Origin of the sequence: Pseudoflavonifractor sp. 60 (assembly GCF_009911645.1) — a bacterium.
In the GTDB taxonomy this organism is placed as follows: Bacteria; Bacillota; Clostridia; order Oscillospirales; family Oscillospiraceae; genus Lawsonibacter.
Genome location: NZ_QWKI01000127.1, coordinates 20,864 through 42,552, shown reverse-complemented (window position 1 = coordinate 42,552; position 21,689 = coordinate 20,864). Strand labels below are relative to the sequence as shown.

Annotated in this window: 20 protein-coding genes; 5 read left to right on the top strand and 15 right to left on the bottom strand. The window is 62.2% G+C overall.

Translation table 11 applies throughout. The annotated features are described in order from the left end of the window. Window positions 1-156 precede the first annotated feature (156 nt). The 4 genes from trmFO to D1646_RS13800 all read right to left on the bottom strand — a co-directional run bounded on the left by trmFO (window position 157) and on the right by D1646_RS13800 (window position 5,304). Complete coding sequence (gene trmFO / locus D1646_RS13810; protein WP_160637015.1) at window positions 157-1,464, bottom strand: methylenetetrahydrofolate--tRNA-(uracil(54)-C(5))-methyltransferase (FADH(2)-oxidizing) TrmFO; 1,308 nt, start codon at window positions 1,462-1,464, stop codon at window positions 157-159. Window positions 1,465-1,519: 55 nt separating this feature from the next. Continuing rightward, window positions 1,520-1,666 carry a hypothetical protein gene (locus D1646_RS22735; protein WP_201754683.1) on the bottom strand — a complete coding sequence of 49 codons (147 nt, stop codon included), beginning with the start codon at window positions 1,664-1,666 and terminating at the stop codon, window positions 1,520-1,522. A 74-nt stretch (window positions 1,667-1,740) separates the two neighbouring features. Next, the gene (topA, locus tag D1646_RS13805) at window positions 1,741-4,080 is read right to left on the bottom strand and encodes a type I DNA topoisomerase (protein WP_160637014.1); all 2,340 of its coding nucleotides are present in this window, start codon (window positions 4,078-4,080) and stop codon (window positions 1,741-1,743) included. Window positions 4,081-4,101: 21 nt separating this feature from the next. Continuing rightward, window positions 4,102-5,304, bottom strand: a complete 1,203-nt coding sequence (locus D1646_RS13800) for a DNA-processing protein DprA (RefSeq protein WP_160637013.1) — start codon at window positions 5,302-5,304, stop codon at window positions 4,102-4,104. A gap of 116 nt (window positions 5,305-5,420) precedes the next feature. On the opposite strand from D1646_RS13800, the gene D1646_RS13795 reads away from it, so the two are divergent. Further along, complete coding sequence (locus D1646_RS13795) at window positions 5,421-6,677, top strand: MFS transporter (RefSeq protein ID WP_160637012.1); 1,257 nt, start codon at window positions 5,421-5,423, stop codon at window positions 6,675-6,677. On the opposite strand, the gene D1646_RS13790 is transcribed toward D1646_RS13795, so the two are convergent. From D1646_RS13790 to glnA, 3 genes are all read right to left on the bottom strand, one after another. Continuing rightward, complete coding sequence (locus tag D1646_RS13790) at window positions 6,643-7,437, bottom strand: RNA methyltransferase (protein ID WP_160637011.1); 795 nt, start codon at window positions 7,435-7,437, stop codon at window positions 6,643-6,645. The genes D1646_RS13795 and D1646_RS13790 overlap by 35 nt on opposite strands. Window positions 7,438-7,546: 109 nt before the next feature. After that, on the bottom strand, window positions 7,547-8,332 hold the full coding sequence (gene dapF, locus D1646_RS13785; RefSeq protein WP_160637010.1) for a diaminopimelate epimerase: 786 nt from the start codon (window positions 8,330-8,332) through the stop codon (window positions 7,547-7,549). 84 nt (window positions 8,333-8,416) lie between these two features. After that, window positions 8,417-9,748, bottom strand: coding sequence for a type I glutamate--ammonia ligase (gene glnA, locus D1646_RS13780; protein WP_160637009.1), 1,332 nt, complete (start codon window positions 9,746-9,748; stop codon window positions 8,417-8,419). Between the two features lie 144 nt (window positions 9,749-9,892). On the opposite strand from glnA, the gene D1646_RS13775 reads away from it, so the two are divergent. After that, entirely contained in the window at window positions 9,893-11,152 is a 1,260-nt protein-coding gene (locus tag D1646_RS13775; RefSeq protein ID WP_160637008.1) for a diaminopimelate decarboxylase, read from the top strand. On the opposite strand, the gene D1646_RS13770 is transcribed toward D1646_RS13775, so the two are convergent. Next, window positions 11,139-11,420, bottom strand: a complete 282-nt coding sequence (locus tag D1646_RS13770; RefSeq protein ID WP_160637007.1) for a hypothetical protein — start codon at window positions 11,418-11,420, stop codon at window positions 11,139-11,141. The two genes, D1646_RS13775 and D1646_RS13770, sit on opposite strands and share 14 nt — an antisense overlap. Window positions 11,421-11,508: 88 nt before the next feature. Here D1646_RS13770 and D1646_RS13765 point away from each other — a divergent pair, with 88 nt between their 5' ends. From D1646_RS13765 to D1646_RS13755, 3 genes are read left to right on the top strand one after another with little or no spacing between them, the layout of a single operon-like run. Then, entirely contained in the window at window positions 11,509-11,718 is a 210-nt protein-coding gene (locus D1646_RS13765; RefSeq protein WP_160637006.1) for a helix-turn-helix transcriptional regulator, read from the top strand. Window positions 11,719-11,722: 4 nt separating this feature from the next. Further along, window positions 11,723-12,094 carry a CidA/LrgA family protein gene (locus D1646_RS13760; protein WP_160637005.1) on the top strand — a complete coding sequence of 124 codons (372 nt, stop codon included), beginning with the start codon at window positions 11,723-11,725 and terminating at the stop codon, window positions 12,092-12,094. Further along, entirely contained in the window at window positions 12,087-12,767 is a 681-nt protein-coding gene (locus D1646_RS13755; RefSeq protein ID WP_160637004.1) for an LrgB family protein, read from the top strand. The genes D1646_RS13760 and D1646_RS13755 overlap by 8 nt, the downstream gene beginning before the upstream one ends. Before the next feature lie 46 nt (window positions 12,768-12,813). Here D1646_RS13755 and ftsZ read toward each other — a convergent pair whose 3' ends face one another. From ftsZ to D1646_RS13720, 7 genes are all read right to left on the bottom strand, one after another. Then, window positions 12,814-13,953, bottom strand: coding sequence for a cell division protein FtsZ (ftsZ, locus tag D1646_RS13750; protein ID WP_160637003.1), 1,140 nt, complete (start codon window positions 13,951-13,953; stop codon window positions 12,814-12,816). A 236-nt stretch (window positions 13,954-14,189) separates the two neighbouring features. After that, complete coding sequence (locus D1646_RS13745; RefSeq protein WP_160637002.1) at window positions 14,190-15,038, bottom strand: FtsQ-type POTRA domain-containing protein; 849 nt, start codon at window positions 15,036-15,038, stop codon at window positions 14,190-14,192. Between the two features lie 37 nt (window positions 15,039-15,075). Continuing rightward, window positions 15,076-16,332, bottom strand: a complete 1,257-nt coding sequence (gene murA / locus D1646_RS13740) for a UDP-N-acetylglucosamine 1-carboxyvinyltransferase (RefSeq protein WP_160637001.1) — start codon at window positions 16,330-16,332, stop codon at window positions 15,076-15,078. Window positions 16,333-16,408: 76 nt separating this feature from the next. Beyond that, window positions 16,409-17,527, bottom strand: coding sequence for an undecaprenyldiphospho-muramoylpentapeptide beta-N-acetylglucosaminyltransferase (gene murG / locus D1646_RS13735; RefSeq protein WP_160637000.1), 1,119 nt, complete (start codon window positions 17,525-17,527; stop codon window positions 16,409-16,411). 63 nt (window positions 17,528-17,590) lie between these two features. Next, a complete protein-coding gene (locus D1646_RS13730; protein ID WP_243154175.1) occupies window positions 17,591-18,820 on the bottom strand; it encodes an FtsW/RodA/SpoVE family cell cycle protein in 1,230 nt (409 codons plus the stop codon). 256 nt (window positions 18,821-19,076) lie between these two features. Then, entirely contained in the window at window positions 19,077-20,063 is a 987-nt protein-coding gene (mraY, locus tag D1646_RS13725) for a phospho-N-acetylmuramoyl-pentapeptide-transferase (protein ID WP_160636999.1), read from the bottom strand. A gap of 61 nt (window positions 20,064-20,124) precedes the next feature. Further along, window positions 20,125-21,615: a UDP-N-acetylmuramoyl-L-alanyl-D-glutamate--2,6-diaminopimelate ligase gene (locus tag D1646_RS13720; RefSeq protein ID WP_160636998.1), complete on the bottom strand. Its 1,491-nt coding sequence runs from the start codon at window positions 21,613-21,615 to the stop codon at window positions 20,125-20,127. Window positions 21,616-21,689: the final 74 nt, after the last annotated feature.

Genomic DNA, 21,689 nt, shown 5'->3' with positions numbered 1-21,689 from the left:
TCCCTCGTCCCGCCCGCAGGCGGCCTGGCCCCTTTGAAAAGGGGCTCCGCGAAGCGGTGGGGATTGACTGGCTGGCATTACTTCGACTTGAAATCTGAGGTAGAGGACAGTGCCCCCAGGGACAATCCCCCGCCCCAGTGTGTACACTGGGCATCCTTACAATTTAAGCTCCAGCTTTTCCAGCGCCTCCAGGGCCCGCCGGGAAATTTCTGCGTTTTTATTCCGCTTCCCCTTCACCCGGTAGCCCAACTGGGGAATGAGGCCAAAATTGATATTCATCGGCTGAAAGTTTACCACACTCTGGTCACTGATGTAAAGAGCCAAAGCGCCCATTGCAGTCTCCCGAGGAAAATCAATGGGCGGTTTTCCCTCCAGCCGCCGGGCCAGCTCCAGAGCCGCCAGACACCCGGAGGCGGTGGACTCCACATAGCCCTCCACTCCGGTGATCTGCCCGGCAAACATCAGCCGCTCCCGGCCCTGTACCCGGTAGTAACGGTCCAGCAGGCGGGGGGAGTCCAGGAAGGTGTTTCGGTGCATCACTCCATAGCGCACAAACTCCGCGTTTTTCAGGGCGGGAATCATGGAAAACACCCGCTTCTGCTCCGGCCACTTCAAGTGCGTCTGAAAGCCCACCATATTGTAGATGGACCCCTGGGCGTTGTCCTTGCGCAGCTGGACCACGGCAAAGGGCTCCTTCCCCGTCTTGGGATCCCGCAGGCCCACCGGCTTCAGGGGCCCGTAGCACAGGGTATCCCGCCCCCGCCGGGCCATCACCTCCACTGGCATACAGCCCTCAAACACCCCCGCGTCCTCAAAGCCGTGGACCTCCGCCTCCTGGGCTGTGGTCAGCTCCGTCCAAAAGGCGTCGTACTCCTCCCGGGTCAGGGGGCAGTTGATGTAGTCCGGCGTCCCCCGGTCGTAGCGGGAGGCGAACCAGGCGCTGTCCATGTCCACACTGTCAAAGGTGACCAGGGGGGCGGCGGCGTCAAAGAAATTGAGGTATTTGCTGTGGGGGAACAGTTTCCCAATCTCCTCCGACAGCGCCTGAGAGGTCAGCGGCCCAGTGGCGATGATGACCTGCCCCTCCGGGGGAATTTCCGTGACCTCCCCCTCCGCCACGGTGATGTTGGGGTTGGTCCTGATTGCTTCGGTGATGGCGGCGGCAAAGGCGTGACGGTCCACCGCCAGGGCGCCCCCCGCCTCAACCCGGTGGGCGTCGGCGCAGGCCATAATCAGGGATTTGCACTGGCGCAGCTCCTCCTTCAGCAGGCCCACCGCGTTCTCCAGCTGGTCGGAGCGCAGGGAGTTGGAGCACACCAGCTCTCCGAAGTACGCCGTGTGGTGGGCGGGAGTCATTTTTTGGGGTTTCATCTCCCGCAGCTCCACCGGAATCCCTCGCCGGGCCAGCTGCCAGGCCGCCTCGCTCCCCGCCAGACCCGCGCCGATGACAATTACTCTGTCCATGTCGGTTCCTCTTTTGTAAAATCACAATGGGGCGGCTGGCCGCCGCCCCACATGTTTAGTCTTCCAATGTGGTCTGCAAATCGTTCAGAAGGGCTTCCAGCATTTTCTGCTTCTTATCTGGGTCAGTCTCAGCAATCGCGTCCTTCAAATCCCGGATAATCACTCTCAGAAACCCATTAAACTGCTTATCTGTCTGTCCCATGTTGTCAGTCCTCCTTGTATCAGAATAACAGTATTATACACGCTAACACGTTTCCTGTCAAAGGAAATGATAATTTATTCCGCTTTCTTCTTGGCGGTGGTCTTTTTCGCGGCCGTGGTCTTCTTGGCCGTTGATTTTGCAGCCGCCGTCTTGGCAGCGGGCTTTTTTGTTTTCTCCGCGGCGGCCTTAGCGGTCTTCTTGGCGGCGGTCTTTTTGGGCTTCTCCTCCGCCGTCTCTGCCTCCCCCTCCGCGGGCTGGGCCGCCGGCTTCCGCCAGCCCCCCCGCTTCTCCTCAGGGGTGAAGTTGGAGCAGGTCTCGTTAATGCAGTAGGGCTTCTTGGCCCCCCGGCCCGCCTTCTTGAACATGGTGTGGCCGCAGAAAGGGCAGTTGTCCTTGGTGGGCACGTCCCAGGTCATAAAGTCACACTTGTTGGTCTCCTCCTTGCCGGTGTGCCGCTCGCAGCAGTAGTAGGTGTACTGCTTGCCCGTCTTCTTGCTCTTGCCGGTGCGCTTCAGCAGCCGCCCGCCGCACTCCGGACACTTGCCCGGCATCTCCACCACCAGGGGCATGGTAAAGTCGCACTCCGGCCAGCCGGGACAGGCCAGGAAGCGGCCAAAGCGGCCCGACTTGATGACCAGATTCTTGCCGCACTGGGGACAGATCTCCTCTGACACCTCGTCGGGGACCTTGATGCGCTCGCCGTCCAGGTCCTGCTCCGCCTGCTTCAGCTCGGCGTCAAAGTCCTTATAGAAGTCGCTGAGCACCGCCTTCCAGTCGGCGGAGCCCTCCTCCACCTTGTCCAGCCGCTGCTCCATCTGGGCGGTAAAGGCGTAGTCCACAATGTCGTTGAACTTCTCCTTCATCAAACCGGTAACCACCTCCCCCAAAGGGGTTGGCCGCAGGGCCTTGCCCCCCTCCTTCACCACATACTCCCGGTTCAGGATGGTGGAGATGGTGGGGGCGTAGGTGGAGGGCCGGCCAATACCCTGCTCCTCCAGCGCCCGGATGAGGCTGGCCTCGGAGTACCGTGCGGGGGGCTGGGTAAAGTGTTGGTCCTTTGTCAGCTTCTTGTGGGTCAGCGGCTCCCCTTCCTTCAAGTCGGGCAGAGGTGAGGTCTTCTCCTCCTCTTCCTCGTCCTTTCCCTCCTCGTACACAGCGGTGAAGCCGGAGAATTTCAGGGAGGAGTGGCTGGCCCGGAAGATATAGCCGCTGTTCTCCACGTCAATGGACAGGCTATCATAGACGGCGTTGGCCATCTGGCAGGCCAGGAACCGGGACCAAATCAGCTTGTACAGCTTGAACTGTTCGGTGGTCAGGTCCTTTTTAATATCCTCGGGGACCAGGGTCACGTCGGAGGGACGGATCGCCTCGTGGGCGTCTTGGGCGCTGCCCTTGGTCTTATACTTCCGGGGCTGGGCGGGGCAGTAGGATGCGCCGTACCGCTGGCCGATAAAGCTCCGGGCGGCGGTCAGCGCCTCGTCAGACAGGCGCAGGGAGTCGGTACGCATATAGGTAATCAGACCCACCGCTCCCTGGCCGGCGATGTCAATGCCCTCATAGAGCTGCTGGGCAATGGACATGGTGCGGGCGGGGGTCATGTTCAGCTTGCGGCTGGCCTCCTGCTGGAGGGTCGAGGTGGTAAAGGGAGGGGCGGGCTGGCGGTTCTTCTCCTGCCGCTTCACCCTGGCCACCGACCAGCGCCCCGCCGCCACGGCGTCCACCACCGCCTGGGCCTCTTCCTCGCTGTGGAGCTCCATCTTCTTCTCTCTGCCGTGGAACTGGGCCTGGAAAGCGCCCAAATTTGGGGCAACCCGCTCCAAATCCGCCTGGATAGACCAATATTCCTGAGGATTGAAGGCTCGGATCTCATTTTCCCGCTCCACCACCAGGCGGGTGGCCACCGACTGAACCCGCCCGGCGGACAGTCCCCGGCGGATCTTCTTCCACAGCAGGGGTGAGAGCTGATAGCCCACGATCCGGTCCAGGATGCGCCGGGCCTGCTGGGCGTCCACCAGGTTCTGGTCGATGGCCCGGGGGGAGGCGATGGACTGGTTCACCACGTTTTTGGTGATCTCGTTGAAGGTCACCCGGTAGGTCTTGTCGTCGGGGATGTTCAACAGCTCCTTCAGGTGCCAGGAGATGGCCTCCCCCTCCCGGTCAGGGTCGGTGGCCAGATAGACCTTGCCGGAGCGCTTGGCCGCCTTTTTCAGGTCGCTGATTACGTCCTCCTTTCCCTTGATGGGCTGGTAGTTGGGGACAAAGCCCCCCTCGATGTCCACGCTCAGCTTACTCTTGGGCAGGTCCCGGACATGGCCCATGGACGCCTTTACCTCATAGCCCGGCCCCAGATATTTGCCAATGGTCTTGGCCTTGGACGGGGACTCCACAATCACTAAATCTGTCTTATTCGCCACTTTGGATTTACCTCCAGAGAATTACTTATTGAACCCTTCCAGCTCCACCAGTGCCCGAAACCGCCTGCCAGGCCGCTCCTCCACCGCGCCGTCCACCTGAAGCATGGTGAGGGCGGTGAGGACCCGGCGGGCAGGGATTTGCGTTTTTTCCACCAGCTCGTCGGCGTTGAGCTCTCTCTTTGCCAGGGCGGCCAGCAGCTCCGTCTGGTCGTCGGTAAAGCGCTCCCGCTGCTCCTGCCGGGAGATCACCGGCTGACGGGGCGGCGGCTTCTCCTGACTGTGCTCCTGGGGCTTGTCCGTCTGCCGGGCCGCCCGCTGCTCCGGAGACAGGGCGGGCCGCCAGGTCAGCTTGTCGGGGCAGTGCTCCCAGAGCTCCTCTAAAATATCCCGCTCGTCCTCCACCAGCTTGGCCAGCTTGCGCTTAATCAGCCAGTTGGTCCCTCTGGCGCACCGCTCCTCCAGGCCGATGGGAACAGCGTACACCTCCCGGCCCTGCTCCAGGGCGTGGTTGACGGTGAGCATGGTGCCGCTGTCCCGCTCACACTCCACTGCCAGCACTCCCAGAGTCAGACCGCTGATAATGCGGTTCCTGGGCTTAAAATGCTCCCCTCTGTGGGGCGTCCCCGGCGGATACTCTGAGACAAGAGCCCCCACGGCGGCCACGTCGTGGTACAGGTCTTGGCTCTGCCTGGGGTAGGGGATATCCGCGCCTCCGGCCAACAGAGATACCACCGGTCCGCCCGCCATTAGAGCGCCCCGGATGGCGCTGCTGTCGATCCCCTGGGCAATACCGGTCACCACCAGCGCTCCCCGGGAGGTCAGGCCCATGGAAAAACGCTCCGCCCGCACCTGGCTGACCTGGGCGGGGCTCCGGCTCCCCACAATGCCGATGGCCGCCTCCTCATCAAAGCGGAAGACCCGCCCCTTGATATACAGCACCGCCGGAGGCTGGGCAATCTGCCGCAGCCGCTGGGGGTAGCGGGCATCCTGGAGGGTCATCACTTCAATGCCCAGCCGGTCACAGTCATCCAGGATGCGCTTGGCCCCGTCCAGACTCTTGTCCAGCAAGGCCTCTCTGGCCTCGGGGGACAGAGGCAGGTCCTCATAGTCCTCTCTACGCCCGTAATACGCCCGCTCCGGCGTGTCAAAGCAGTCCAGCACGGTCAGCAGGCCCTCGCGCCCCAGTCCCTTCCGGGTCGTCAGCCACAGCCAATATACTACCATTGTTCCACCCCTCCGCACACTGTTCCCCCGGTGGAGAGCCCCTTTTTCTCTAAAATCGCTCTTTACAAATCTTCCCGTTCACGGTATGGTTATACTCTAGGAAAGGGAGCGATCTTATGTCTTCACGTCAAGCCCTCCGCCCCTGGCTGGTCTGCCTGGGCGGGGCCATTATGCTGTTCTCTGTGATGGGGCTGGGGAGCAATGTCTACTCCGTCTATCAGCCCTTTATCATCGCCCAAAACGGCTTTACCAACACCCAGGCCGCCTGGATCATCACGACTCGCAGTCTGTTCATTGTGCTGGGAATGCTCACCGCCAACGCCCTCTGCGTCCGGGTGGGTATCCGCCCCGCAGTGACGGGGGCCATGCTCCTGCTGGCGCTGTCCCGCTTCCTCTTCGGCGCGACCGGCTCTCTGCCCGCCTATCTGGTCGCGGCGGCCACTACCGGCTTGGCCTACAGCTGGGCGGGAATGATCCCCTTGTCTCTGCTGATTAACAACTGGTTTCAGGACCGGAATGCCTTCGCCCTGGGACTGGCCTCAGCGGGCAGCGGTCTGGCCACTATTCTGGTCCCCACCCCTCTCACCTGGCTCATCCAGACCGGAGGCTTAAAGGCCGCCTTCTGGACCGAGGGGGTCTTTGTGCTGGCGCTGGCCCTGCTGGTACTGATACTGGTGCGGGATGAGCCCGGATCTCTGGGCCTGGCGCCCTATGTTCAGGGCGGGACTGCCGGCCACCCCCCTGTCCACCACCCCGCCCCCGGGGGGATGACTCCCCTGTACTGGGGACTGTACCTCACGGCGGTCTTTCTCACCGGAGCCCCTACCGGGATCGGCATCAGCAATGTGGGGGTCCTCTACCGCACTGAGGGCTACAATCCAAGTACGGTGGCGGCTCTGGTCTCCTGCGTGGGGCTGGCCCTGATGGCGGGCAAGATCCTCTATGGTGAGCTGGCCGACCGTCTGGGGGGCAGGCTGGCCAGTTATATCTTATATGTGGTGGCCCTGGCGGCCTACGGACTGCTCTGTCTGGCCCCCAACGGCAGTGAGCTGTGCGCCTTTGGGGCCGCCGCCCTCTTCGGCCTGGCCCTCCCCCTGAGCAATGTATCCTACTCCATCTGGGCCAAGGATTTTCTGGGGGACGCGGGTTTCTCCAGGGGGCTGAAGTGGAGTCAGAGCCTCTACGCCCTGGGCATTGTGGTCTTCGGCCCCGTCCCCGGCTGGCTGGCCGACCGGACGGACAGCTATGTGGCCTCCTACCAGCTGTTTCTGGGAATGATGGCCCTGTCTTGGCTGTTCATCATCCTGGTATACCGCAGGACCGGGGCCGGCGGGCGGCCTACAGCTTCCCCCGCCCCATCTCCCACAAAATAACCGCCGCCGCCACCGCCGCGTTCAGGGACTCGCAGCGCCTGGACATGGGGATTTTCAGCGTCCCGGCGCAGGCCGCCAGCACCTCCCGGGAGACCCCCCGCCCCTCGCTGCCGATGACCACGGCGGCGCTGGACAGGTCCGCCTCCCGCACATCGGCGGTATTCTCCCCCAGGGCGGCGGCGTACAGGGGGATGCCGGCTTTGCCCAGCAAATCGGTCAGCTCCTCCAGGGTACACTGGTAAATGACCTGGCGGAAGTGGACCCCCATGGCGGCCCGGACGGCCTTGGGGCTGTTGGCGTCGGCACAGCCGGGGAGGAGAAACACCGGGCCGCAGTTGAAGGCGTCCGCCGTGCGCAGAATGGTGCCCACGTTCCCCGGGTCCTGGACGCCGTCCAGCACCAGGCACTGTCTCCAGGTCAGATAGCGCTCCGACTCCCGCTTCAGCTCCCCGGGCAGGCGGAGGGTCGGGGCCGCGCAGGAGAACACAACCCCCTGGGGGGTCTTCATGGGGCTGACCGACTCCATCACGCTCTCGGTGACCTGGATCTCCCGGGCCGTGCAGTCGTCGTAGACAGGCAGCTTTACCCCCTGGGTGTAGAGGACGGTGTGGATGCGATGTCCCCCCCACAGGCTGGCCTCCTCCAGCAGCTTGGGGCTGTCGCACAGCATCTCCCCCGTCTCCTCCCGATAGGCCCGGGAGGAGGCCAGCTTGCGGAAGTGGGTACAGATGGGATTCTTCCGGCTGGTAATTTGTTCCACGTCGGTCCCTCCTTTGGAGATTCTTCCTTATCATAAAGGTATCCCCCCCGGTTGTCAAGGGAAGTTTTTTGACAAAACACTGGAAATCCGCCCCGGCGGCCCAGCGCCTTTATGCCATTTCCCCCTGAAATACCGTGCGGGCGGGACCGGTCATCAGGACCCGATCTCCCCGCCGCTCCAGGGTCAGAAAGCCCCCGGGAAGCTGGGCCTTCACCCGGTTTTCACAGCGGTTTTCCCCCAGAGCGGCCCCAAAAACGGCGCAGGCTCCGGTGCCGCAGGCCAGGGTAATCCCGCTGCCCCGCTCCCACACCCGAATGTTCAGCCGTCCCCGGTCCGGCACACTGGCAAACTCAATGTTCCGCCGCTCCCCCAGGGCGGGGCTGCACTCCAGAAGGGGCCCCAGCCGCGCCAGGTCAATTTCATCCGGGTCTCCGCAGAAAATAACCCCGTGGGGGTTTCCAGCCTGGGCGGGAATCACGGAAAAGGTCTCCCCCGCCGCCTCCAGGGTCATGGCGGGAAAGATCTGCACCGGCCCCATGTCCACCGTCACCCGGTCCACCTGGCCTCCCAGAACGTGGAGCTCCAGCCCCCGGGGGCCGGCGTCGGTGTCGATGGTGAGGCAGGTCTTGCGGGTCAGCCCTCTGTCGTACACATACTTGCCCACACAGCGGATGCCGTTGCCGCACATATTTCCCCGGCTGCCGTTGGCGTTGTACATCTCCATGGTGAAGTCGCCGTCCTGTCCCGGCTTGATACAGATCAGTCCGTCCGCCCCCACGCCAAAGTGCCGGTCAGACAGCCGGCGGGCCAGGCCGGGCAGGTCCTCCGGACTCCCCTCCAGGCAGTCCAGATAGATGTAGTCGTTGCCCAGGCCCTCCATTTTCGTAAAGCGCATGGCTCGCGCCCCCTTTCGCTGTCAGCCTATGCGTACAGCTCTCCAGAAAGACCGGGGGCGGCTGCGCCGCCCCCGAAAGAATGCTCAATATACCACTAAATATTTTTCCAGCTCCCAGCTGGACACCCGGGTCTGGTACTCGTCCCACTCCTTGGTCTTGCCCTCGATGTAGTGCCGGGCCACATGCGCACCCAGCACATCCAGAATCAGGGCGTCCTTCTCCATCTCCTCCAGGGCGTCCTTCAGGGTGTCGGGCAGACAGTAGATGCCGTGGCTCTCCCGGGTCGCGTCGTCCATGGAGTAGATATCCCCGGTGATCTCAGGGGGCGGAGTCAAGCCCCGGGCGATACCGTCCAGACCGGCGGCCAGGCACACGGCCACCGCCAGATAGGGGTTGCAGGAGGGGTCGGGGCTGCGCAGCTCGACCCGGGTCGCCTGGCCCCGGGCGGCCGGGATGCGGATGAGGGCAGACCGGTTGGAGGCCGACCAGGCCCGGTAGCGGGGGGCCTCATGTCCCGCCCCCAGCCGCTTATAGGAGTTCACCAGAGGGTTAGTAATGGCGGTAAAGCCCTGCACATGGTCCAGCAGGCCGGCGATGAAGGAGTAGGCCGTTTGGGACAGCCCCCGCTCTCCGTTGGGGTCGCAGAAGACATTTTTGCCGTTTTTGAACAGGGACATATTCAAGTGCATTCCGTTGCCGGCGATATCGTAGATGGGCTTTGGCATGAAGGTGGCGTGGAGGCCGTTTTTCCGGGCCAGACTCTTGGTCATCAGCCGGAAGGTCATAATCTTGTCGGCCCCGTCCAGGGCGGTGGTGTACTTGAAGTCGATCTCGTGCTGGGCCACGGCGCACTCGTGGTGGCTGGCCTCGATCTCATAGCCCATCTGCTCCAGGGTGTGGCTGATCTCCCGGCGGGTCGCCTCCCCGTGGTCCAGGGGGCCCAGGTCAAAGTAGCCCGCCTCGTCCTTGGTTCGAGTGGTGGCGTGGCCGTCCTCATCGGTCTCAAAGAGGAAAAACTCCAGCTCCGGGCCAATGTTGAAGTCGTCAAAGCCCATGGACTCCGCCCGGCGCAGGACCCGGCGCAGCACACCCCGAGGGTCGCCCACGAAGGGGGTCCCGTCGGTATTGTACACGTCGCAGAACATACGGGCGGTGCGGCCCCCGCTCACATTGTCCGGCAGGATGATGAAGCTGTTCAGGTCGGGATACAGGCACTGGTCCGACTCGTGGATGCGGGTAAAGCCCTCGATGGAGGAGCCGTCAAACATGATCTGGTTGTTCACCGCCTTCTCCACCTGGGAGGCGGTGATGGCCACGTTCTTCATCTGGCCGAAAATATCGGTAAACTGCATCCGGATAAACTCGATCTGCTGCTCTCGGACGATGCGGATAATGTCTTCCTTGGAATAGGCCATAAGCTGAAAACCCTCGCTTTCCTTTTATTGGTTCTTAGTATGGCATTTCCGCCCCGGGATTGTCAAGGAAATTTGTTGACAAACCGGCAAAAAAAAGATAAACTGTCTCTTGCTTTATTGACTGAAAAGGAGCTGACTGCACCGATGAAACAACCCTTTGTAACCCTGGAGCAGCTCCAGGAGATGGTAAAAACTTACCCGACCCCCTTCCACCTCTACGACGAGAGGGGCATTCGGGAGAACGCCCGGGCGCTGCGCAGCGCTTTCGCCTGGAACCCGGGCTTTCAGGAGCACTTCGCCGTGAAAGCGACCCCCAATCCCCAGATCTTGAAGCTCCTCCGGGAGGAGGGCTGCGGCGTGGACTGTTCCTCCCTCACCGAGCTGATGATGTCCCAGCGCTGCGGCTTCGCCGGGGAGGAGATCATGTTCTCCTCCAACGACACCCCAGCCGAGGAGTTTGCCCTGGCTCACCAGCTGGGCGCCACCATCAACCTGGACGACATCACCCATATCGACTTTTTGAAGAATACCATTGGGACGATTCCGAAGAAAATTTCCTGCCGGTATAATCCGGGCGGCGCCTTCACCCTGGGAGAGAGCAAGGAGGGCTTCCAGGTGATGGACAACCCCGGCGACGCCAAGTACGGCATGACCCGGCCCCAGATGACCGAGGCGTTCACCCGCCTGAAGGAGCTGGGGGCGGAGGAGTTCGGCATCCACGCCTTCCTGGCCTCCAACACCATCTCCAACGAGTACTACCCCGCCCTGGCCGCCATCCTCTTCCGGCTGGCGGTGGAGCTGAAGGAGGAGACCGGCTGTCATATCACCTTCATCAACCTGTCCGGCGGCGTGGGAGTCCCCTACCGCCCGGAACAGCCCGCCAACGACATCGCGGTCATCGGCGAGGGGGTCCGCAGGGCCTACGAGGAGATTCTGGTCCCCGCCGGCATGGGAGACGTGGCCATCCACACCGAACTGGGCCGGTTCATGCTGGCCCCTTATGGCCATTTGGTTACCCAGGTCCTCCACCAGAAGCACATCCACAAGGAGTATATCGGCGTGGACGCCTGCGCCGCCAACCTGATGCGCCCCGCCATCTACGGGGCCTACCACCATATCACCGTCATGGGCCGGGAGGACGCCCCCTGCGACCATAAGTACGACGTCACCGGTTCCCTGTGCGAGAACTGCGACAAGTTCGCCGTGGACCGGATGCTGCCTGAAATCCACATCGGCGACCTGCTGGTCATTCATGACACTGGCGCCCACGGCCACGCAATGGGCTACCAGTATAACGGTCGCCTGCGCTCCGCCGAGGTGCTGCTCCAGGAGGACGGCTCTACCCGCCTTATCCGCCGGGCCGAGACCCCCGAGGACTACTTCGCCACCGCTATCTGGGACTGACCTGCCGCCGCCCCAGGGCATCCAGCTCTTGGACCAGATCCAGGGCCGCCTGAAACAGGTACGCATGTTCCATGTTGCTCTGCTCCATGACCTGGTCCAAGAGCTGATCCAGTTCCTCACGCTGACTGTCGTTCAGAAAGGACACCACCCGCTCCTCCTGTAATTCCGCGGCCAAACAGCACGCCCTGTACCGTTCATCCTCCATCAGGCCCTTCATGCGCCGGTCCAGCACAAACTCATACAGGCATTGAGTTAAGTCGTCCATCATAGTCCTCCGCCTTTTTCGCCCCAAACAGGGTGATTTTGTGCTATATCATAATCGCCCCATATGGGCTTGTCAAGGGGGTAAATGAAAAATGTTGAAATTACCTGAGCAACTTCATTCTCTTCGTAAGGAACGAAATCTGCGACAGGAGGACGCTGCCAAGGAATTGCATATCTCTTTAAATTCTTACTGCCGCTATGAGCGCGGAGAGCGGGAGCCTAATGCCTCTGTTCTGGTCCAAATGGCGGACTTCTACAACGTCACGCTGGACTATCTGGTGGGGCGCAGCGAGGAGAGGTGAGGGCATGAGCATCATGGCACAAGCGGCAATCGTGTTTGGCCTCTGTCTGATCTCTGAGGGCATCGCCGCGCTGCTCCCCGTGTCCTTCCCGGCCAGCGTCATCGCCCTGCTTCTGCTGGGGCTGCTGCTGTTTTCCAGGGCGCTCAAGCCGGAGCACATCCAACAGCTCAGCACCTTTCTGGTGGCCAACATGGCCTTCTTCTTCCTCCCCTCCTGCGTGGAGATGATGGAGCACGCCCCGGCCATCCTGCGCCAGCTGCTCCCCTTTCTGCTGGTGGTGCTGGTGACCACGCCGGTGGTCTACGGCGTCACCGCATGGACAGTTCAGCTGCTGGTGCGGCGTCTGAGAGGAAGGGGGGTCCGCCGGCATGTCTGACGCGCTGCTCACCTCCCCCTTTCTGGGGCTGACCCTCTCCGCCGCCGCCTGGTGCGCGGGGTGCTGGCTGCAAAAAAAGACGGGGCTGCTGCTGTGCAATCCTCTTCTGGTGGCCGCCGCCCTAATCATCGGAGTGCTGGCTCTGTTCCGGGTCCCCTACTCCGCCTACGCCTTGGGAGGCGACTTTATCAAGCTGATGCTGGGGCCGGTCACCGCCGTATTGGCCCTAAACATCTATAACCAGCGGGAGATTTTAAAGGAAAATTTCCTCCCCGTATTGGCCGGATGTCTGGTGGGCAGCCTCACCAGCGTGGGCAGTGTGCTGCTACTGTGCCGGCTGTTCCGGGTCGAGGAGGCCCTCACCGCCTCCCTCCTGCCCAAGAGCGTCACCACCGCCATTGCCATTGGCATTGCGGAGAGCCAGGGCGGCGTGGGCGGCATTGCGGCAGCGGCGGTGATTATCACCGGACTGGCGGGGGCGGTGCTGGCCCCCCTCTTCGCCAAGCTCTTCCACATCACCGAACCGGTGGCGGAGGGGCTGGCCATCGGCGCTTGCAGCCACGCTCTGGGCACGACCCGGGCCATGGAAATCGGCCAGACCCAGGGCGCTATGAGCTCCATCGCCATCTGCGTCTGTGGAATTTTCACCTCCCTCCTCGCCCTCTTTCTATAAGCATAAAACCGCTCTGCAATCCAGCAGAGCGGTTTTTATGAAGGATTCAGCGCCTCTTTTTACTGAAAATATCCTCCAGGATCTTCCAGTCATCATCCTCAATGGCGGGCTTCAGGGGTTCGGGGATGGGCTCCGGCTCGACAGTGGGCTGCTCCATAACGGGCTCCGGCTCCGGAGTGACAGGAGCAGGGACGGCGTCAGATCCCTCCGGCGCAGGGATGGGGATGGGCTGGTTCTCCGCAAAGCCGGTTGCAATAACGGTGACCCGAATCTCGTCCTCCAGACTCTCGTCGAAGGTGGTGCCAAAAATCACGTTGTCCGTCTGGGCGGCCTCACCTACCAAGTTGGCGGCGATCTCTACCTCCTCCAGACCGATATCCATAGCGCCGGTAACGTTAATCAGCACGCCGGTTGCGCCGCTGATGGCCGTCTCCAGCAGGGGGCTGGAAACCGCCATACGCGCGGCCTCCTCCGCCTTGTTTTTGCCGGCGGCCCGCCCCACACCCATATGGGCGCGGCCCGCATTTTTCATAATGGAGGACACATCGGCAAAGTCCAGGTTCACCATACCCGGCACGTTAATCAGGTCGGAGATGGACTTGACCGCCTGCATCAGCACATCGTCTGCAATCTCAAAGGCGTTGGCTAGGGTGATTTTCTGGTCGCTGGCCAGCTTCAGCCGTTCGTTGGGGATAATGACCAGGGAATCGACCCGGTCCCGCAGCTCGGTAATGCCCGCCTCAGCCTGGCGCATCCGCTTGGCCCGCTCGAAGTGGAAGGGCTTGGTCACCACGCCCACCGTCAAAATGCCCAGCTCCTGGGCCACCTCCGCCACAATGGGCGCCGCGCCGGTGCCGGTGCCGCCCCCCATCCCGGCGGTGATGAACACCATGTCGGTGCCCTCCAGCGTCTCAGAGATCTGCTTGCGGTTCTCCTCGGCGGCCTTGCGCCCAATCTCAGGGTTGGCCCCTGCGCCCTTGCCGCCGGTCAGCTTCTCGCCGATTTGGATCTTGATGGTGGCGCTGGAGGTCATCAGCGCCTGCTTGTCCGTGTTGACCGCAATAAATTCGACCCCCTCGGTCCCCGACTGCACCATACGGTTGACCACATTGTTTCCGCCGCCGCCAACACCGATCACCTTAATATTGACTACGCTCTCCGGGCCGATATCCAATCCAAACGCCATTGCCTTTCCTCCTATGTAAAAGCGGGTTCATCCCAACTGCTTGTGGGGTTCCCCATCGAGTTTACAAGATTTTGTTTCATTGTATCGCAGTTTTTTCCTCAGGTCAAGAGGAAATCCCTAATCCGGTAAAAGTTTCCAACATTTTTTCTCCGCAATTTCCCCTTTCTTTCCCTCGGTCCGGCTTGTTTTTCCTGCAATCTCAGGGTTTCCGGTGATTCCGCCCAAATTCTGAAATTTCACTGCGCAGGGGCGTATACCGCGTTGTAGCGCTCCTGGGTCAGGTCGATGGACCCGGCCGCCTCCGTGCTGTACTGCTCCTCAATTTGGAGGCGCACCGCCTGCATCAGCCGCACGTCGTAGTTAAAATCGGCGTTCAGCTTCATCTTGACGTCAAAGCGATCCAAATAGCGCAGGGTCAATTGAGTTTTTCCCAGCTGAATGGAGGACACCTGTCCCAGCGCCTCCTCCTGCACCAGCGCCTCCAGCAGGCCGGTCAGTGCAGCCAGCCGGGTCTCCTCCGACTCCGCCGTCTCCAGCATCCGCCCCGCCTCCGGCGCTATGGCGGTCAGGCCGGTGACCGTAATGGCCTTGCTGTCCGACGGGGCGGGCTCCAGCAGCTTGCCCTTCACGCTAATCAGCCAAGCCTCTCTGGCCAGAGGGGGCGGCTCCCCCTTGGGATTCTGCTCCGCCAGCTCCTTCTGAATGGCAATGGCCTCGTTGGGGTCGGGGACCGCGATTTTGGCCACCGCCTCCCACTCGGTCACCGCAATGGCGATGGTGTTGGGCAGCCGCCGGTCAATGGTCAGGTTGCCGATATAGGGCAGGCTGGTGCGGATATTCTGATCGATGCGCACCTTATTCAGACCATAGAGGTTGTCGCCCAGCTCAATACCGGAGGCCGCGATAATCTCCTCGTCGGTGTAGCGCTGATTGCCTGTCACCTCCACTGCCTCCACCCGGAAAAACACCGTAACCCCTACTGTCAGCGCAACCCCCACTGCTACAACGCAAAGGAGCTTGAACAACGGCCCAAACCGGCCCCTGTTTCTTCTGCGTGTCCTGCTGCGGTGGCTGTATCTTGCCATGGTTCTCTCCTTTGATCCCCCGCCCGGAGGCGGGAGATCATGGTATTTGTCTAATGTCTGCCCCCAAGGTGCGCAGGTTCCGGTCCAGCGCCTGGTAGCCCCGTCGGATATGGCGCAGCTCCGAGACCTGACTGGTGCCCTCGGCGGCCAGAGCGGCCACCACCAGCGCAGCTCCGCCCCGCAGGTCGGTGGAGCGGACGGCCGCCTCATGGAGCTTCCCGACCCCGGAGACCATAGCAGCCCTGCCCGCAATCCGGATATCCGCACCCATGCGGCGCAGTTCATCCACGTGGCGGTAGCGGCTGTCAAACATGTTCTCCACAAACAGGGTGGCCCCCTCGCCCCCTGCCAGCGCGGCCATCAGGATCGCCTGGGCGTCGGTGGGGAAGCCGGGATAGGGGGCGGTACGTACTGTGGAAATGCCGTGCAGCGGGCCGCAGCTGGTCAGGACAGCCCAGTCCGGCCCAGTGCGCAGGGTACAGCCCGCCTCCCGCAGACAGGAGAGCACAGCGGTCAGGGTCTCGGGCGGGACGCCGGTCACCTCCACCTCTCCTCCCGCAGCGGCTGCGGCGCATAAGTAAGTGACGGCGGCAATGCGGTCCCCCATGACCCGGTACTGGGCCGGGTGGAGGGGCGCTCCCCCCTCAATGGAAAGCCGTTCCGTGCCCGCCCCCGTCACACGGGCCCCCATGGCCTGGAGGAAGCCCTGGAGGTCGATGATCTCCGGCTCCTGGGCAGCCCCCACAATGGTGGTCACCCCTGCGCACCCGCAGGCGGCCAGCATAGCGTTCTCGGTGGCCCCCACACTGGGAATGGGCAGGTAAATCTCCCGTCCCTCCAGCTTTTCTCTGCCCTGGCAGCACAGGACTCCCTGCTCCTCCATAATCTCCGCCCCAAGGGCCCGCAGGGCGGTCAGGTGCAGGTCGATGGGCCGGGGTCCCAGCTCGCAGCCCCCGGGGTAAGACAGCTCCGCCTCCCCCAGCCGCGCCAGCAAGGCCCCCAGGAAAATCACCGAGGAGCGCATTTCCCGCATGAGGCACTCCGGAATGTCGCAGCGCGTCAGGCCGGTGGTATCAATGACAACGGTGTCCCCCTCCCGGTCGGCCCGGCACCCCAGCAGCCGCAGGATATCCAGGGTCGTGGACACGTCGGACAGGTCGGGACAGTTTTGGATCACACTCTGCCCGGAAGCAAGCAGGCAGGCGGCCAGAATGGGCAGCACGCTGTTCTTGGCCCCGTGGATGGCCAGGGACCCGGACAGGGAACGGCCGCCCGTAATTTCATAATAGCTCATGGGATAGCCTCCTAGTTCAGGATTCGGGCTATCCTATGCAAAATTGCGGCATTCCGTGCGTGGCGACCGTTTCAGCCTACCTCATGATCCCCCGCAGGGTCTCATAAATCTTCTCCGCCGCGTTGGGGACGGCCATAGCACGCAGAGCGGCGGCCATTTTCTCCCGGCGGTCCCGCTCCCGAAGGAGGAGGACGGCCTCGTCATACAGGGTATTGTCTACACAGTCAGCCTCCCGCAGCAGCACCGCCGCCCCCTGGTCCGCCAGGACCCGGGCGTTTTTCTCCTGGTGGTTGGCGGTGACATTGGGAGAGGGCACCAGCACGGCAGGCTTGGCAATGGCGGTGAGCTCCGAGATGGTGGAGGCTCCCGCCCGGCACAGCACCAGGTCGGCGGCGGCCATCACCAGGGGCATATCGTAAATATACTCCCGGACCTCAACGCCGTTGTCCCCCAGCTTCAGCCCCCGGCGCAGCAGCTCCTCCTGCATCCAGGGGTAGTCCCGGCCTGCGCCGTGGATGTGCCGCCAGGGCGCGCCCTCGTAGCACTCCTTGGCGATAAAGTCTACCATCTTCTGGTTCATCACCTCTGCCCCCAGAGAACCCCAGTAGGACAGCAGCAGAGGCCGGTCGTCGGGGAAGCCCAGCTTGGCCCGGGCCTCCTGCCTGGTGTACCGGAAGAAATCACCCCGCACAGGGGTCCCGGTGACCACCACCTTCTCGGGATCCTCGTAGTGGCTGCGGCTCTCCTCAAAGCCCACCATCACCCGGTCCACCACCTTGGCCAGAGCCTTGGTGGTCAGCCCGGGAACGGCGTTGGACTCATGGACGGCGGTGGGGATACCCCGGCGGGCGGCCTCGTTGACCACCGGGTAAGAGGCGTAGCCCCCTGTCCCTACCACCAGGTCGGGCTTGAACTCATCCAGAATCACCTTGGCCTGCTTATGGGACTTGTGCATATTCATCAGCGTCCCCAGGTTGTGGGCCACGTCCGCCGGAGCCAGGGAGCGGTGGAAGTTGGTGATGGTCACCGTTTTGATTTGGTAGCCCTCCTTGGGGACCAGCTTGTTCTCCATGCCCCCGTCCGCCCCCACAAAGAGGACCCAGCAGCCGGGGTGCCGCTCCTGGAAAATGTGGGCCAGCGCTACCGCCGGATTGACATGGCCGGCAGTGCCGCCGCAGGTAAACAGTACATTCATACACTACACCTCGATTCAGATAGGAGATATTTCCGTCCGCTTTCCCCCTATCTCTTATCTCCCTCAGTCCTTGCGCGGAGCCGGTATTTGCCGCGCAATGCTTAAAACAATTCCCATTTCGCCCAATTGTATCATCAGGGCGGTGCCGCCGTAGCTGAAAAAAGGCAGAGAGATACCGGTATTGGGGATCAGGCCGGTGACCACGCCGATGTTGAAGAACACCTGGGCAGCCAACAGAGTAATGATACCCACAATGGTCAGCATTCCAAACTTATCCCGGGCGTGGAGGGCCAGCCAGTATCCCCGGAGGATCAGCAGGGAAAAGAGCAGCAGGATCAGGCAGGCCCCCACAAATCCCAGCTCCTCAACCCCAATGGAGAAGATCATGTCGTTTTCCGGCTCGGGAACAAAGCCATATTTCTGATTGCTCTCCCCCAGTCCCCGCCCCAGCAGGCCGCCGGAGGCGATGGAGTAGATCCCCTGGCGGAACTGGTAGCCGTCGCTCTGGGCCTCCGCCCCCCAGGGGTCCAGCCAGATGGTCAGCTTGCGGGTGAGGTAGTTGGTCTGTGTGGCAATAATCCACAGGCCCAGGCCGCCCACGCCGCCGGCCAGGAAAAACCACCGCAGACTGATGCCCGACACCAGCAGCACCGACGCCGCCCCCAGAGCGATGAGGATGGTACCCGACATATGAGGCTCAAAGACCACCAGCACCAGCACCAGCAGCAGGGTCACGCCGTAGGGGACCAGCTCCAGAAAGCCCACCTTCTCCAGAAAGTTCAGGGCCCGGCCCGTATTGGTGCGCCGGGTGAAGCGCAGCTGCTTCTCTGTGTCCCGCTTGCTCAGCCGGGCGGCAAAGAAGAGCACCACCGCGATCTTTGCCACCTCCGAGGGCTGAAAGGTGGGGCCGGCCACCAAAAACACCTTCAGCCAGCGGCGCACATCGTTGATCCGCACCTGGATGCCGGGCACATAGCACAGCACCAGCAAAACAATGGAGATCCCCAGCAGAATTGGAGCCATCCAACGAAAGCGCTGGTAGTTGATCTTGGAGATGACATACATTCCAAGCAGTCCACCCCCGGCGTACATGGCCTGGCGGGTGATGTAAAAGTAAGGATTGTTGTTTACCGGGGGCTTGGAATCCCGCAGCGCCGTATAGTAGGAAGCAGAGAAGAGCATAATCAGCCCAATGCCCAGCAGCATCAGCACCAGCATGAGAAAGGGCAGGTCCAAGGGCCCACGGGCCAGCTGCTCCTCCATGGTCAGATCACGTTTTGCTTTGCGCGCCAACAGGCGGACACCTCCTTACATCGCATCAATTCATTCTGCCCACAACGACTCGGCGCTTCTGGCCTCGCTCCGGTCCATCCGCACTGTTCACGACGGCTCGGGCGCTTCTATTTTGTCACGCCTCGCCTGTTCGCTACGCGCGGCTTCCCTGCGTCTCGGGACACAAACCCAATCGCTCCGCAGGCTCCGCGCTTCTGGGTTTGTATCCCTCGCTCCGGTCCATCCGCGCTGCTCACGACGGCTCGGGCGCTTCTTTTTACATCGGATACCGATACATGACGCCCAAAAATCCCAGGCAGCACAGGGCCAGGGTGACCCCGGAGAAGACACAGAACAGCTTGGTCTCGCTCCAGCCGCCCATCTCCAGGTGGTGGTGGAGGGGCGCCATACGGAAAAAGCGCTTGCCGTGGGTCTTTTTGAAATAGGCCACCTGGATGATGTCGGACAGCACCTCAGCCACATAGACCAGTCCAATAATAGGGATCACCAGGGGGATATCCAGGGCGAAGGCCAGGCCGCACACCATCCCCCCCAGGAACAGAGAACCGGTGTCACCCATAAAAATCTTGGCCGGATGGAAGTTATACAACAGGAAAGCGGCCAGTCCCCCCGCCAGCGCCGCTGACAGAATGGCCATATCGCTGCGGCCAAACCAGGCGGAGGCTGCCATATAGAACAGAGCCACAGGGATGGTGACGCCGGTGGCCAGGCCGTCGATACCGTCGGTGAGGTTGACGGCGTTCACCGTTCCCACCATCACGAAGGCGGCAAAGACCATGTACACAACCCAGGGCAGAGGGATGGTCACGCCGATGAAGGGGACAAACAGGTTGGGAGTCAGGTAGCCCTCCCCCCGCATGAGCACCGTGAAGGTAATGGCCGCCGCCAGCTGGAGCAGGAATTTCTGGGCGGCAGTGAGGCCCTCGTTGGCGTGGTGGCGCAGCTTCTGAAAGTCGTCAATGAAGCCGATCACCCCAAAGACCAGGGCAAAGAGGAACACATACAGGTGCTTATAGTTGCCCCCTCGGATCTCCTCCCAGCCCGCCACAACACAGGCCGCTCCAATGGCCGCAATGAACATGATGCCCCCCATGGTGGGGGTACCCTGCTTGGACATATGCCAGCTGGGTCCATCCTCCCGAATGGACTGCCCCGCCTTCAGCCGCCGCAGCAGCGGAACCAGCAGCTGGCCCAAAATCGCCGCTACTCCAAAGGCCACAATGAAGCTGAGAATGAACGTCATATCTGAAATCCTCCCGGTCTTTCTCTTTTGAAACGCGCAGCTCCCTGCGCAAGGCACAGAATTATATCACATCCGCGGGGACTTTTCCAGTCTTTTCTTGCCGCGTTCTGGCGGTTTGGAAATATTCCGCCACAATCTCCCGCTCATCCATATGGTATTGCACGCCATTGATCTCCTGGTAGGTCTCGTGACCCTTACCCGCCAGCACAATGACGTCCCCCGGCCCTCCCCGATCCAGGGCCCAGCGGATGGCGGCGGGGCGGTCGGCCTCCACATAAATGGGAGAATTTCCCTCCTCCATACCGCTCAGGATATCATCTATAATGGCCTGGGGGTCCTCGGTACGGGGGTTGTCAGAAGTGACCACCGCTAGGTCGGCCAACTCCCGGACCACGGCCCCCATCACAGGCCGCTTGGTCCTGTCCCGGTCGCCGCCGCAGCCGAAGACGCAGATCAGCCTGCCGGCAGTGAAATCCCGGGCAGTATTGAGGATATTCTCCAGGGCGTTGGGGCTGTGGGCGTAGTCGATAATCACGGTATAGGCCCGGGGGACGGGGACCACCTCCACCCTGCCCTTAACCCCATGGAGGTTGGGCATGACCCGGGTCATCTCCTCCAGCTCCAGCCCCAGACACAGCCCTGCGGACAGGGCGGCCAGGGCGTTATAAATGGAGAAGCCGCCGGGGATAGGCAGATGGACCCGGGAAAGCTTGCCCAGAGTCAGGGCCTCAAAGTCCACATGGCTGGGAAAGAGGCGGATATTTTTGGCGGACAGGCCGGCCCCGGTTTTGTTCTCGGAGTAGGTAAAGATGGGGCAGGCTACCCGCTGGGCGTACCACCGGCCCGCCTCGTCATCCAGGTTGAGCACAGCCCGGCGGCACTGGTCAAAGAGCAGCCCCTTGGCGTCCCGGTACTCCTCCATGGTGTGGTGGTAGTCCAAGTGGTCCTGGGTCAGGTTGGTAAACACTCCCACGTCGAAGGTGAGCCCCGCCGTGCGGTGCTGGACCAGGGCGTGAGAGGAGGCCTCCATGACCACATGGGTACAGCCTGCGTCCGCCATCTGGCGCAGAAGAGCCTGGAGCTCATAGCTGTCCGGGGTTGTACGGTGGGCGGGCAGCTCCAAGGGCCCGATCATGTTCCGGTTGGTGCCAATGAGCCCCACTCTGGCCCCGCTGGTTCGTTCCAGCAGCTCCTTCAGCAGACTGGTGGTGGTAGTCTTGCCGTTGGTGCCGGTAACGGCGGTCAAGCTCATGGAGTCCCCCGGCCGGCCAAACCAGTTGGCAGAGATGAGGCCGAAGGCCAGGCGCGGGTCCTCCGCCGTCAGCCAGGGCCCGGGGCAGTCCGGGGGATGCTGGCACAGTACGGCGGCGGCCCCTCTGTCTAGGGCCTCCTGGATGAAGCAGTGGCCGTCTGTCTTGTCTCCGGACAGGGCCGCGAAAAGCGCTCCAGGATGAATGCTTCGGGTGTCGCAGGATATGGAAGAAATTTCCATTTCCTGTTCGGGATTCCCCCCCGTGAGGGGGACGCCGGCCAAAAGGTCGCGCAGTTTCATGGTGTCACCCCTCATGGGTGAGTTTCATTCTTTATAAGTTTTGCGTTTTGTCCTCGCCGGACAGGCGTTACTTT

Bases quoted from the DNA above. Each gene is read 5' to 3' on its own strand.
- trmFO (WP_160637015.1), bottom strand. From the start codon at position 1,464: ATGGACAGAGTAATTGTCATCGGCGCGGGTCTGGCGGGGAGCGAGGCG.
- D1646_RS22735 (WP_201754683.1), bottom strand. From the start codon at position 1,666: ATGGGACAGACAGATAAGCAGTTTAATGGGTTTCTGAGAGTGATTATC.
- D1646_RS13800 (WP_160637013.1), bottom strand. From the start codon at position 5,304: ATGGTAGTATATTGGCTGTGGCTGACGACCCGGAAGGGACTGGGGCGC.
- D1646_RS13795 (WP_160637012.1), top strand. From the start codon at position 5,421: ATGTCTTCACGTCAAGCCCTCCGCCCCTGGCTGGTCTGCCTGGGCGGG.
- dapF (WP_160637010.1), bottom strand. From the start codon at position 8,332: ATGCGCTTTACGAAAATGGAGGGCCTGGGCAACGACTACATCTATCTG.
- glnA (WP_160637009.1), bottom strand. From the start codon at position 9,748: ATGGCCTATTCCAAGGAAGACATTATCCGCATCGTCCGAGAGCAGCAG.
- D1646_RS13775 (WP_160637008.1), top strand. From the start codon at position 9,893: ATGAAACAACCCTTTGTAACCCTGGAGCAGCTCCAGGAGATGGTAAAA.
- D1646_RS13770 (WP_160637007.1), bottom strand. From the start codon at position 11,420: ATGATGGACGACTTAACTCAATGCCTGTATGAGTTTGTGCTGGACCGG.
- D1646_RS13765 (WP_160637006.1), top strand. From the start codon at position 11,509: ATGTTGAAATTACCTGAGCAACTTCATTCTCTTCGTAAGGAACGAAAT.
- D1646_RS13760 (WP_160637005.1), top strand. From the start codon at position 11,723: ATGAGCATCATGGCACAAGCGGCAATCGTGTTTGGCCTCTGTCTGATC.
- D1646_RS13755 (WP_160637004.1), top strand. From the start codon at position 12,087: ATGTCTGACGCGCTGCTCACCTCCCCCTTTCTGGGGCTGACCCTCTCC.
- ftsZ (WP_160637003.1), bottom strand. From the start codon at position 13,953: ATGGCGTTTGGATTGGATATCGGCCCGGAGAGCGTAGTCAATATTAAG.
- D1646_RS13745 (WP_160637002.1), bottom strand. From the start codon at position 15,038: ATGGCAAGATACAGCCACCGCAGCAGGACACGCAGAAGAAACAGGGGC.
- murA (WP_160637001.1), bottom strand. From the start codon at position 16,332: ATGAGCTATTATGAAATTACGGGCGGCCGTTCCCTGTCCGGGTCCCTG.
- murG (WP_160637000.1), bottom strand. From the start codon at position 17,527: ATGAATGTACTGTTTACCTGCGGCGGCACTGCCGGCCATGTCAATCCG.
- mraY (WP_160636999.1), bottom strand. From the start codon at position 20,063: ATGACGTTCATTCTCAGCTTCATTGTGGCCTTTGGAGTAGCGGCGATT.
- D1646_RS13720 (WP_160636998.1), bottom strand. From the start codon at position 21,615: ATGAAACTGCGCGACCTTTTGGCCGGCGTCCCCCTCACGGGGGGGAAT.